Source organism: Bacteroides difficilis (genome assembly GCF_048319815.1).
GTDB classification, from domain to species: Bacteria; Bacteroidota; Bacteroidia; order Bacteroidales; family Bacteroidaceae; genus Bacteroides; species Bacteroides zhangwenhongii.
In genome coordinates, this window is record NZ_CP182814.1 from 5,315,362 (window position 1) to 5,328,180 (window position 12,819).

Consider the following 12,819-nt stretch of genomic DNA (forward strand, 5'->3'; position numbering starts at 1 on the left):
TATCTGTATTAAAATAAAAAGCATGACTTTAAAATACTATTATAGTCTCATTCTCAGTCTAATGACTACTCTTTCCGTTTCGTCTCAACAAGTCGTCGTCACGGAGCTTCCTACTCAAAGATTGTTACCGGTAGCACATATTCACCGGATTCTTCAGGATAGCGAAGGTTATATGTGGTATGCAACAGAAGGCGGAGGCCTGTGCCGTGACAACGGTTATCAGATTAACGTCTTTCGTTCGGATTTAAATACGCCTCACCTGCTATCCAGCAACGACATTACCTGTATAACAGAAGACAACGGACATCATATCTGGTTCGGCACCAAACGTGGTTTATACAGATTGGATAAAGCTAATTATCAAATCAACGAAATAACAGACGGGGAACTCAAGAAGCAAAGAGTCGATGCTGTCCGGGCTATTCATGACGGCACTATCTGGACTTCGGCCGAAGGTATGATTTACCACTTTTCCAGTGAAGGCAAATGTCTTGGGAGTTATCCTTCAGAATGGAAGGGCACGAGACGAAACGTTACTGACTTTTACGAAGATGGAAAACATCAACTTTGGGTACTGCAAGGATCGGGAGGTCTTCTACAATATCATCCGTCAACAGACAGCTTCTCGCCTTATCAATGGACGTGTGACGCATCGCCTATACAAATGATTGAAGACGTACAAAATGAATGCTATTGGGTGGCCACTTGGGGAAAAGGAGTTGTACAATTAATCCCTTCTTCCAACCCACAATCGGAGGAAGTAATCTGCAAGTTACAACCCGCCACCTTAGAAGGGTACGAACAGACACCGCATAAAACTCAAATACTGGGATTACTTAAAGACAGCCGGCAGGGAGTGTTGTGGGTTTCAGCGATGGACAATTTATATGCTTACCGAATTGTAGATAATGCGCTGCATCCCGTCGATACGGAAAGTTTTCTTCCTAAAGGCAAAAAGATATTGGATAGAATCATTGAAGACCGTGCCGGCAATGTATGGGTTCCAGGATATTCTCCCCATACGTTTATCCTCTCGTTCGACGCCAACAAAATCAAACGTTACCCCACTTCCGCCATGTCCCTTATTACCGGTTATCCGGTGATGGCAGACAGAACGATTCAAGAAGAAGACTATTATTGGATATGGCAGGGAAGAACCGGATTATCCATCTACCATCCCGCTTCCGAACAGATTTCTTTTGCATCGGATTTTTCCGAAGAAGCAGGAAAATATAATATCATAAAATGTATCGAGAAATGTCATACTCAATCTGGAATCTGGGCTGCATCCGATAATGCGTGTCTATTGCATCTGCAACATGAAGGCATGAAGATGAAACTGACGAAAGAGATCCAACTGCCGGATGCCCGACAGATTCGTGTATTGAGTGAGGACAATCAGGGAAACTTATGGATAGGCACAGAAAATGCCATCTATCAATATTCTCTTTCCAAAGGGGAACTTAAAAAGTTTCAGGGGGGCACGGATATGATAAACGACCTGGCAGTTGCCCCGGACGGAACGATATTCTGCATTACAGAAGCATTGGAGTTCCAATATTTTTCCCCGGAAGGAGAAAGACATACGATTCGGAAAGGAGAAAACTATTCATCTGTCCTCATCGCTCCTGATGGTAAAGTGTGGGTAGCTACTTTGGAAGGAAATGTGTACAGCTATCATCCGCAAACTAAAGTTATCACCCGGGAAGAGAATGCCTGCAACACAAACGGAGATGCTATCAAAGGAATGGAGATAGACAACTTGGGACATTTGTGGATATTGGCAGACCCATACGTAAAAGAGTATAACCCTACGAATCATTCATTTAGAATACTGTATAATTCCGACCGCTTCATTCAAGTGGATTATTTCCTTTCCATCCGCAAAATGGAAGATGGGGCGATTTGCCTCGGAGGGATCGGTGCTTTTTGTCTGATTACCCCATCTGCAGAGCTGGATCAATCTCCCAACGATATAAAGCCCGTTATATCCTCCATCAAAATAGACGGAAAAACACAAATAACAGGTATAAATACCCGACAAATAGAATTGAATCCTGATAATATCAATGTAGAAATATCCTTTTCTACGCTGGAGCATTTGCACGCCGGACAAATCAGTTATGCTTATCGTCTGAAAGGATGGGATGTAAGTTGGAAGTCACTTCCTCCGGGAGTAAACACTGCATATTTCACCAAACTTCCCAAAGGCAACTACACACTGGAAATTAAAGCGACGGACATTCACGGTTGTTGGGCACAGCCCATGTCCTGCCTGCAAATCAATCGTCTACCGGCATGGTATGAGACATGGTGGGCATACGCCCTCTATATACTTTCTTTTATTCTGATAGCGGCAGGAGTCATAAAGATCTACTTCAACCGTCTGCACCGGAAGCAACAGGAACAGTTGGAAGAACAACTGACACAGATGAAATTCCGTTTCTTTACGAATGTCAGCCACGACTTACGTACTCCCCTGACACTGATTATCACACCTCTAAGCAGTCTACTGTCGGAGATTCAGGACGGCAAGTTAAAGCAGCAGTTATCTTCCATCTATCGCAATGCTGAAGAGTTGCTGCAATTAGTCAATCAATTACTGGACTTCCGCAAACTGGAAGTGAGCGAAGAAAAACTGAATCTGACGAATGCAGATATCAGTGAATTTGTCACAACTACTTGCGAAGCTTTCGAGTCGTATGCGAGCAACAAGCAGATTCGCTTTTCAGTCATACCACTGAAACAAACGCTTTATATATATCTTGACCGGGATAAAGTACACAGGATTCTCTACAACTTACTCAATAATGCTTTCAAATTTACACCTCCTGAAGGAAGAATCGATGTGTTTTTCAAAGTGGAGAACAGAGGAGGGATACAGTACGTCTGCATCATCGTGCAGAACACCGGCCAGGAAATAGCAGCAGATGAACTTCCACATATATTCGACCGCTATTATCAGATCGGGGCAAACACCCACAGACAGGCAACAGCAGGAAGCGGCATCGGATTGCATATTGTGAAAGAATATGTCGCCATGCATCAAGGCTTTATAGAAGTGGAAAGTAATAAGGAAGAAGGAACTGAATTCTGTGTCTATCTTCCTACCAATCTGGTTGATAAACGTTTGTTACCGAGAGAGGAGAACATACCGGATGAATCCGGAGCAACTGAAACGAACTCATCAGGTGCCCGGAAGACCATTTTGATTGTAGAAGACAATGAAGAATTCCGCCAATTCATGTATCAGCAGTTATCACAAGAATATCAGGTATGGGAAGCCTCCAACGGAGAAGAAGCGGAAGCCATCGCCAATGAGAAAGAAGTGGATATCATTGTGAGTGATGTCATGATGCCGGGAATGGATGGGTTTGAATTATGTCTCCGGCTGAAAGAGAATATGAAGACTTCACACATCTTCATTATTCTGCTTACTGCCCGCACAGGTGACGAAAACGAACTGACAGGATACCAATCGGGAGCAGACTGCTACCTGACAAAGCCCTTCAATATGGATATTTTAAAGAACCGGATCCAGCATCTGCTGGCATTGCAGCAAAAGCGGAAACAGATATTCTTGTCAGGCATTGAGGTTAATGCGGAAGATCTCACTTCCTCCAAAGTAGACGAGCGATTCCTGGAAAAAGCAATCGAACTGGTCGAAAAGAATCTGGATAACAGTGATTATAGTGTGGAAGCTTTCAGTGACGACATGTGTATGAGCCGAATGAATCTTTACCGTAAACTGCAAATTATCACCGGACAGAAACCCACAGAATTTATCCGAAGCATCCGTTTGAAGAAAGCTGCCGGATTACTGACTCATACGGAACTGACCGTTATTGAGATATCGGAAAAGGTGGGATTCGCTACACCGAGTTATTTCAGTAAATGTTTTAAGGAGATGTTCGGAGTGTTGCCTACACAATATCACTCGCAAAAATAATACGATTATCCCTGTAAATGAATAACTAAAAAGGTCTATTTCCATACGATAAATGCTGTAACAAATATATCCGGACACAGTTTGATACATTTGTTGCAGCATCTTGTTACATTTCTATTCCGCACATCACCTGTCACTCTCCTATCTTTGCCCATTATTAAACAAAGAATAGGAAATGATGAATAACTACTTCGAATCTTCTGTTAGGCTACTCGCTCTTTTAGCGTTAATACCCTGTTTTATTGCTGAAAGTTCCGCATCGGAACGCAAAGTCAGTATGAATGAGAACTGGAAGTTTTACCGGGGTTGCATTGCCAATGCCGAACAAACATCTTTCAAAGACACTCAATGGAGAGTACTCGACTTGCCTCATGACTGGAGCATGGATCCTGTGCCCGTACAAAGAGAAGGTATAACAATCGGTCCTTTTTCGCGCATGAGTGTAGGCGGGGCAGATACCGGACAAACCGTAGGAGGTGAAGGATGGTATAGAAAAGAGTTCACCATACAGCCGGAAGATGCCGATAAGATTATTTCCCTTTATTTTGAAGGAGCTTATAACCAGACAGAAGTCTGGATAAACGGGCAGAAAGCCTGTTTTAATCCTTATGGATATATCCCTTTCAAAATCGACATCCAGCCATATTGCAACGCTCCCGGCATTCCGAATATAATAGCCGTCAAAGTGGTGAATGAAGGTCTGAACAGTCGGTGGTATGCCGGTTCCGGCATTTACCGACACGTATGGCTAATGAAAACAGACAAAGTACATTTAGACGAATGGGACACTTTTATAGATGCTTCCAAAGTAGAAGGTAAAAAAGCGACGGTTGATCTTCATTCTATTCTACATAACTCTGGCAAAGAAAAAGTGACCGCCCATCTGAAAATTCAGATATTTTCTCCACAAGGGGAAGAGGTTTATTCCACTACTCAACCAGTCAATATATCCGGTGAAACCAATATCCCCATTTCCCTCACTTTTGATATAAAAAAGCCGGAATTATGGTCGGTAGATACTCCTAGTTTATATACTGCGCATCTATCCGTGAAATCGAAGAAGCTATCTGATGAAATAACCGTTCCTTTCGGAATACGAACCGTCGAATTCTCCGCAGAAAAAGGATTTCTATTAAATGGGAAACCGCTGAAATTAAAAGGTGGTTGTTTGCATCATGACAATGGTTTATTAGGTGCCGTAGCTATCAACAGGGCAGAAGAACGCAAGGTAGAGCTAATGAAAGCAAATGGTTTCAATGCAGTCAGATGTTCACACAACTTGCCATCGGAGTATTTTCTACAGGCATGTGACCGACTGGGATTGCTAGTGATTGATGAAGTATTCGATCAATGGCAACAAGCAAAACGCCCGCAAGATTATCACCAATTCTTCGATGAATGGAGCGAACACGATATAGCTACCATGGTGCGCAGAGACAGAAACCATCCTTCTATTATCATGTGGAGTATTGGCAATGAAATAGCTGAACGCGCCGACGAACCCACCGGAGAGATCATAGCCCGGAAACTGATTGCAACCATTCACAAATATGATACAAGCCGCGCCACTACTGCCGCTGTTAACTCGTTTTGGGACAGAAGAGATTTCAGTTGGGAGAAAGATTCGGAAAGGGCTTTCCGGAACCTGGATATCTCCGGTTACAATTATCAATGGAAGGAATATGAAAAAGATCACGCACGATTCCCGCAACGGATTATGTACGGCAGTGAATCGGTGCCCAAAGAAGCAGCACAAAACTGGAACCTGATCGACAAGAATTCCTATCTGATTGGAGATTTTGTCTGGACTGCCCTCGACTATCTGGGTGAAGCCGGTCTGGCACATACTCTCGAACTTGCTCCGGGAGAACACAGTCCGCAGTTTATGGGATGGCCGTGGTATAATGCATGGTGTGGTGACATTGACTTCTGCGGAGACAAGAAACCGCAATCTTATTATCGCGACATTCTTTGGAAAAGACGTGATATTTCATTAGCAGTACAACCTCCCGTAGCCAAAGGGAAAAGAGAAGATATCAACTACTGGGGATGGAAAAACGAATTCTTTAGTTGGAACTGGAAAGGATACGAAGGCGAAACGATGGCAGTACATGTGTATAGTCGTTCCCCTAAAGTAAGACTTTATTTGAATGACAGGTTATTGGGAGAAAAAGAAGTCAATCCCGATACCTATACGGCTTCTTTCGAGGTTCCCTATGAACCGGGACAACTGAAGGCTATCAACTTGAAGGGAAAGAAAGAAACGATATCGACTGAACTTTGCACAACCGGAATCCCGGCAATGATACATTTGACAGCCGATCGTATGAAAATAAAGGCAGATAAAAATGACCTTTCGTATATAAAGGTTGAAATATTGGATAAAGATGGAAAGTTAATACCTGACTGTTCCATTCCTTTGGAAATTAAATCTACCGGAAAAGGGTCCGTCATTGCCGCAGGTAATGGAAGTGCGGATGATATGAGAAGCTTTCGTTCCTTAAAGCCGAAAACGTTCCGGGGAAAAGCAATTGCTATCGTTCAGCCAAATACAGAAAAAGGGACGATCACTCTTACTGTTTCAGCAGAAGGATTGCCGGAAGCGGCTATTGTCATAGAGACTTATTAATAAATCAATCTTGATTAAGGATACACAGTTGAATGTACCGCATGAGATTGTTTAAACAGTAATATAAAAAATATAAGAACAGGAAAAACATGATTAAGAAAACCACCTTATTAAGTAGTTTTGCCATTGTGCTGTCAATGGGGACTATGAGTGCGCAATCCTATGAATGGGTTAGCAGTACGGAAAATAACATATGGCAACAGTCTAAAGTCAAGTTGCAGACAAATACCGGGCGCACTCCCCTACTCGAGGTCAACGGTTCGGAGAATGGAACTGTCTTCAAGGCCTGGGGGACGTGCTTTAATGAACTTGGATGGGATGCACTCAACATGCTTCCACGGAAGCAACAGGAAATTGTTCTTCAACAGTTGTTTGCTCCCGGAGGAGATCTGAAGTTTACAATGGGACGCTTCTCCATGAATGCCAACGACTACGCCCGCGACTGGTACAGTTGCGATGAGGTATCCGGTGACTTCCAATTGAAACATTTCAATATCAATCGGGATAAAACAACGTTGATTCCTTTTATCAAAGCTGCACAACAGTATAATCCGGGTATGACTTTCTGGATGTCGCCATGGTCGCCTCCTTCCTGGATGAAAATCAATCACTACTATTCAGTTCGCAGTGACCGTAATCAAAATCAGATGTCGCCTCTGTCTGATGTAGCACTTTATGAGGATAGTAAAGAAAAGAACACACAGGTATTTCCACAACAGTTGGCTGTAAATGATTACTTTATCCAGGACCCACGTTACCTGCAAACCTATGCAAATTACTTTTGCAAATTCATCGATGCGTACAAGGAACAAGGTATCCCCATCTCCATGATTATGTTCCAAAATGAGTCATGGAGTTACACCAACTATCCGGGTTGTGCCTGGACGGCAGAAGGTATGATCCGCTTCAATGCAGAGTACCTCGCTCCTACTCTGAAAAAGCAGCATCCGGAAGTAAAATTATATTTAGGGACGATCAACACCAACCGCTATGAGGTGATCGATCAGGTACTTTCCGACCCACGAATGCCGGAAACAATAGAAGGGGTTGGCTTCCAATGGGAAGGCGGACAGATTTTACCCAAACTCCGTGCCAAATATCCGCAATACAAGTACGTGCAAACGGAAAGTGAATGTGGTTGGGGCTCTTTCGACTGGAAAGCGGCCGAACACACTTTCGGACTAATGAATCATTATCTGGGTAATGGTTGTGAAGAATATACTTTCTGGAATGCTATTTTGTATGACGGAGGTTTCAGCGGATGGGGATGGAAACAAAATGCTTTGATTCATGTGGATTCAAAGACAGGGACTGCGACCTACACTCCTGAGTATTATGCAGTACAACATTACAGCCATTACATAACGCCCGGTTCAAAAATCTTAGCTTATAAAACCGGCAAAGAAGACAAAACTCCGGTACTGGTCGTTATGACTCCTCAAAAGAAACAAGTGGTTATAGCCGGAAACTTCAACGAAAAAGCGAAAGATATAACCGTTAAATTAGGAAACCGCTATTTAAATATCACTTTACAACCTCATTCACTGAATACTTTCGTAGAAAAATAGAAAAAGAGAATAAAAAAATACTCACTGCAATGAGATTCCCTCTCATCACAGTGAGTATACTTAAGAATTTAGAATAACAACCTCCTTACATCCGGCCTCCTCCCAACGCCTGATACAAAGTAATCATACCCTGGATTTCGGTAAAGCGATTGGCTACTTGAGACAATTGTGCATTAAGCAACGTTTGTTGTGCAGTCAATACCTCCAGATAAGTGGTGTTGCCATGCTTCATCAAAAGACTTGTGCTCTTCGCGGCCGTCTGTAAGGAAGCTACTTGCTTATCATAGAAAGCAGCCTTCTCACGGGCCGTCTGATACTGTACCAATGCTTCGTTCACTTCCACGCCCGCATTCAGTAAAGTCTGTTCAAAACTAAGGCGTGCTTCTTCCTGTTGTGCTTTCGCAATCTTGAGTTGTGCGATATTCAGTCCTTTATTAAACAAAGGCTGAGTCAGGGATGCTAAAGCAGAAGCAAGGAATTGTCCCGGATTGATAATCATGCTACCGGCACTGTTTGTCCACCCGGCACTACCACTCAAAGTGATGGAGGGATAGAAAGCAGCACGAGCTGCATTCGTTGTGTAGAAAGCCTGAGCCAGTGAAAATTCCGCACTACGAACATCGGGGCGATTGGCAAGCATTTGCAAAGGAACACCTACTGAGAAGTTCTCCGGCAACTGCTGATTTCCCAGTTTTCCACGCTGAATCTCGTGAGGAGCTTCCGCCAATAACAATGCCAACGAGTTCTCAGCTTGATTGATCTGCTCCTTCAGATCAAGCACAGTCGTACATATATTATAATAGGTAGCCTCTGTCTGCGCCAACCCGGCTTCAGTCACCATACCGGCATTTTTCATGGCACGGGTAGTCCTCACACTTTCCTTCCAAGCCGCTTCGGTAGCAACAGCAATCTCATATTGCGAATCAAGCATTAGCAATGTATAATAGGCATTTGCCATAGCAGCCACCAATTGTGTTTTCACGGCCTGCTCATACTCCTTACTCTGTTCGTAGGCAGCTTTCGCACGCCGTTTGGCTGTCGTTACCTTTCCAAAGATATCCAACTCCCACGAAGCCGTGACAGGCAAAGAATAGGTCTGTGTGGCTTTCGCACGGTCTAAACTGCTGACAGCCCCTTCGGGCGCCAAAAACAGGGTAGGTAGATAAGACAATTTGGACGTCAAGAGTGAAGCTTCCGCTTCTTTCACACGCAAGTGAGCCGTCTGCATATCTGTATTACGCACCAAAGCCGAATCGATCAAAGTCTGCAAATACGGGTCGGTAAAGACCTCCCTCCACGAGAGGTTACCGAAGTTTGCCGTATCGGCGGCAGCGACTGGCTCACTACCATAAAGTCCCTCCGGAACTTCCGACACCGGTTTGTATTTATTGTAAATACCGCAACTGCTCAGTACCAGTGTTGCTGCGGATAATATGATGATTTTTCTCATACTTTACTTTTCTATTTGAGTTATTTATCTTCGTTAAACACACTGCGTTCCGCCAAGCTTCTTTCCTTCTCCAATTCTACTTGTTGATCCGCCTCCTCATACATCGGCTTACGGATTTTCTCCTGCAAGAACTCAAATGCAATGTAAAATACCGGGACTACAAACAATAATGCCAATGTACCCACAGCCATACCTCCTACGACACCTGTACCCAATGATGAATTACCATTAGCACCTGCACCGGAGGAGAACATCAACGGCAACATACCGAAAATCATCGTAAGAACTGTCATCAAGATAGGTCGCAAACGAGCTTGCGCCGCACTGTAGGCCGACTCGATAATTCCCATCCCTTTACGACGCCGTTCGATTGCGTACTCTGTAATCAGAATAGCCGTCTTCGCTAACAAACCGATCAACATAATCACACCCGTCTGGAGATAAATATTGTTCTCCAAACCGAAAATCTTGGCAAAGAGGAAAGATCCCATCAAGCCGAACGGTACCGAAAAGATAACGGCAAACGGTATCAGGAAGCTTTCATACAAACAAGCTAGAATAAGGAAGATCAAAACAATGCAAATACCATACACAAAAAGCGTTTTTGCACCGCCACTGCCGGCCTCTTCACGCGCCATTCCTCCATACTCGTATCCGTATCCCATAGGCAAGGTCTGTTCGGCAACCTCATTAATGGCTTTCTGAACCTCACCGGATGAGTATCCGGCAGCCGGATTCACGTTGGCTGTAATACTGCTATACAGGTTGAAGCGATTGGCAACTTCCGCTCCCATTACCTTCTTGATCGTCACAAACTGGCTGACAGGAGCCATTTCGGTACCATTACGGACATACATATTCTTGAGTGCGTGCTCATCCAAGCGATACTCCGGTGAAGCCTGCATCATAACACGATATACCTTACCGAACTGGTTATAGTTGGATATGTAAGCACCACCACAGTAACTACCCAGTGCATCCAATATCGTAGAGGGCGAAATACCTGCCCGCTTACACTTCGCCGGATCTACTTCTACCGACAGTTGGGGGAAGTTCATGGCGTAGGAAGTATATGCCATTGCCACTTCCGGACGCTGGTTCAACGCACCGAGGAACTTCATCGCATTGTTATAGAATGTAGTCATATCCCCACCAGTCTTATCCTGAAGGTTCAGCTCGATAGAGTTACCCATACCGTAGCCCGGAATCATACCCGGCTGGAAGCAGAAAATCTGTGCTTCTTTAATCATATAGAATTGTCCGTTCAGGCGTGTCATCACCGCATCAGCCGTGTGTTCGCTGCCCTTACGTTCGCTCCAATCCTTCAGACGGATAATAACCGTACCGTACGAAACACCCTGTCCGGCAATCAGTCCGTAGCCGGCGACAGTAGTATACTGTTTTACCTCCGGAGTGCTCTTTATCACAGCTTCTACTTTATCGATTACTTTGTTGGTCTCTTCCAGTGTACTACCCGGTGCCACACTGACATTCACCATCATAACTCCCTGATCTTCCTGAGGAACCAGACCGGTTTTGGTTGTCGACATCAGATAAACGAGCAAAGCGATACAGCAAACCAAAGAAGTCCACACCATCCAACGGTGGTGGATAAAGAACATCACTCCTTTCTTATATTTACCCAGCATAGCATTGTAAGAAGCATTATAAGCGGCACGCACACGTCCGTTGATACTTTTCGCGCTCTTAGTGCCCGAAGCCGGACGCATCATCATAGCGCACAATGCCGGACAAAGAGTCAAGGCGCAAATACAGGATAAGCCAACGGAAGTTGCCATAGTGATACCGAACTGCGTATAGAAGATACCGGAAGTACCGCCCATAAAAGTAACAGGGATAAATACCGCCATAAATACACACGTACAAGAGATTACCGCCATCGTCACATCACTTAACGCATCTTTGGTGGCAAGATAAGGAGATGTGTAGCCGGAATCAAACTTTGCCTGCACTGCCTCTATCTACCACTACAATAGCGTCATCAACTACCGTACCGATGGCAAGCACCAGAGCGAAAAGCGTAAGAATGTTGATACTGAATCCGGCTGCCGTCAGACAGGCGAACGTACCGACCAAAGAGACAATGATGGAAATAGACGGTATCAGCGTGCTTTTGAAATCCTGCAAGAAAAAGTAAACCACAAGGATAACCAAGATGATAGCGATGACCAATGTCTCCACCACATTGTGAATAGAAGCGAACAGGAAGTCGTTAGAACTCATCATCGAAAGAAATTCCGTACCCGCAGGCAGGTCTTTCGACATTTCATTCAGTTTGTCCGTTATGGCTTCGTTTACCGAAGTAGCATTTGCTCCCGCCACCTGGAAGGCCATAAACGTCACGCCCGGATGTCCGTTTGTCTTACCATGAAAGCTGTAAGACAACGCTCCCAATTCCACCTCGGCCACATCTTTCAAACGAAGTGTAGAACCATCATCCTCTGCACGCAACACAGTGTTCTGAAATTCTTCCACACTCTTCAGACGACCGCGATATTTCATAGTGAACTGGAAAACATTTTTAGAATCCGCACCTAAAGAACCGGTAGGAGCCTCAAGGTTCTGCTCACCCAGTATTGCCGTCACATCCGACGGAACCAATCCGTATTGTGCCATCAATTCCGGTTTCAGCCAGATACGCATACTATAAGTATCTCCCAACTCCATCACGTCACCGACTCCCTCGATACGTTTAATTTCCGGAATAACGTTAATATCCAGATAATTGGCAAGGAAAGTCTCATCGTAACGGTCGTCCGTACTTACCAATGAATTAATCTGCAGGAAGCTGGTCTGCCGTTTACTCGTCGTTACACCGATCTTGGTAACTTCGGCAGGCAACAGCCCTTGAGCCTTCGATACACGGTTTTGCACGTTGACCGCAGCCATATCCGGATCTGTCCCCTGCTTGAAATAGACTTGGATAGTGGCAGTACCGGAATTGGTCGCATTAGAAGTGATATACATCATATTTTCAACACCATTGATACTCTCCTCCAATGGCATAATCACACTATTCATCACCGCATCAGCGTCTGCCCCCGTATAAGTGGCGGACACCATCACCGTAGGCGGTGCTATATCGGGATATTGCTCCACCGGCAAGGTGAAAAGCGAAATAAATCCGACAATCATAATCAACACGGAAATGGACATAGCCATCACCGGTCGCTTTATAAATACATTTCCTTTCATTTTTTGT

4 protein-coding genes and 1 pseudogene are annotated in these 12,819 nt (G+C 44.4%); 3 read left to right on the forward strand and 2 right to left on the reverse strand.

Translation table 11 applies throughout. The features are described 5' to 3' along the window. The first annotated feature begins 22 nt into the window (after positions 1 to 22). The 3 genes from ACNOGP_RS20920 (at position 23) to ACNOGP_RS20930 (ending at position 8,146) form a co-directional block, all read left to right on the forward strand. Entirely contained in the window at positions 23 to 3,949 is a 3,927-nt protein-coding gene (locus ACNOGP_RS20920; RefSeq protein WP_418213630.1) for a response regulator, read from the forward strand. 175 nt (positions 3,950 to 4,124) lie between these two features. Beyond that, positions 4,125 to 6,578 (forward strand): glycoside hydrolase family 2 TIM barrel-domain containing protein, encoded by a 2,454-nt coding sequence (locus tag ACNOGP_RS20925; RefSeq protein WP_418213631.1) that lies wholly within the window; start codon positions 4,125 to 4,127, stop codon positions 6,576 to 6,578. Between the two features lie 89 nt (positions 6,579 to 6,667). Next, entirely contained in the window at positions 6,668 to 8,146 is a 1,479-nt protein-coding gene (locus ACNOGP_RS20930; RefSeq protein ID WP_418213632.1) for a glycoside hydrolase family 30 protein, read from the forward strand. Between the two features lie 85 nt (positions 8,147 to 8,231). Here the strand turns inward: ACNOGP_RS20930 and ACNOGP_RS20935 are convergent, their stop codons facing one another. Both ACNOGP_RS20935 and ACNOGP_RS20940 read right to left on the reverse strand, forming a co-directional pair. Then, complete coding sequence (locus ACNOGP_RS20935) at positions 8,232 to 9,596, reverse strand: TolC family protein (protein ID WP_418213633.1); 1,365 nt, start codon at positions 9,594 to 9,596, stop codon at positions 8,232 to 8,234. A 20-nt stretch (positions 9,597 to 9,616) separates the two neighbouring features. Next, positions 9,617 to 12,812: pseudogene (locus ACNOGP_RS20940) on the reverse strand (efflux RND transporter permease subunit). Positions 12,813 to 12,819 lie beyond the last annotated feature (7 nt).

What these genes read in the sequence shown, in the direction of transcription:
- ACNOGP_RS20935 (WP_418213633.1), bottom strand. Translation starts at nt 9,596, where the DNA reads ATGAGAAAAATCATCATATTATCCGCAGCAACACTGGTACTGAGCAGT.
- ACNOGP_RS20930 (WP_418213632.1), top strand. Translation starts at nt 6,668, where the DNA reads ATGATTAAGAAAACCACCTTATTAAGTAGTTTTGCCATTGTGCTGTCA.
- ACNOGP_RS20920 (WP_418213630.1), top strand. Translation starts at nt 23, where the DNA reads ATGACTTTAAAATACTATTATAGTCTCATTCTCAGTCTAATGACTACT.
- ACNOGP_RS20925 (WP_418213631.1), top strand. Translation starts at nt 4,125, where the DNA reads ATGATGAATAACTACTTCGAATCTTCTGTTAGGCTACTCGCTCTTTTA.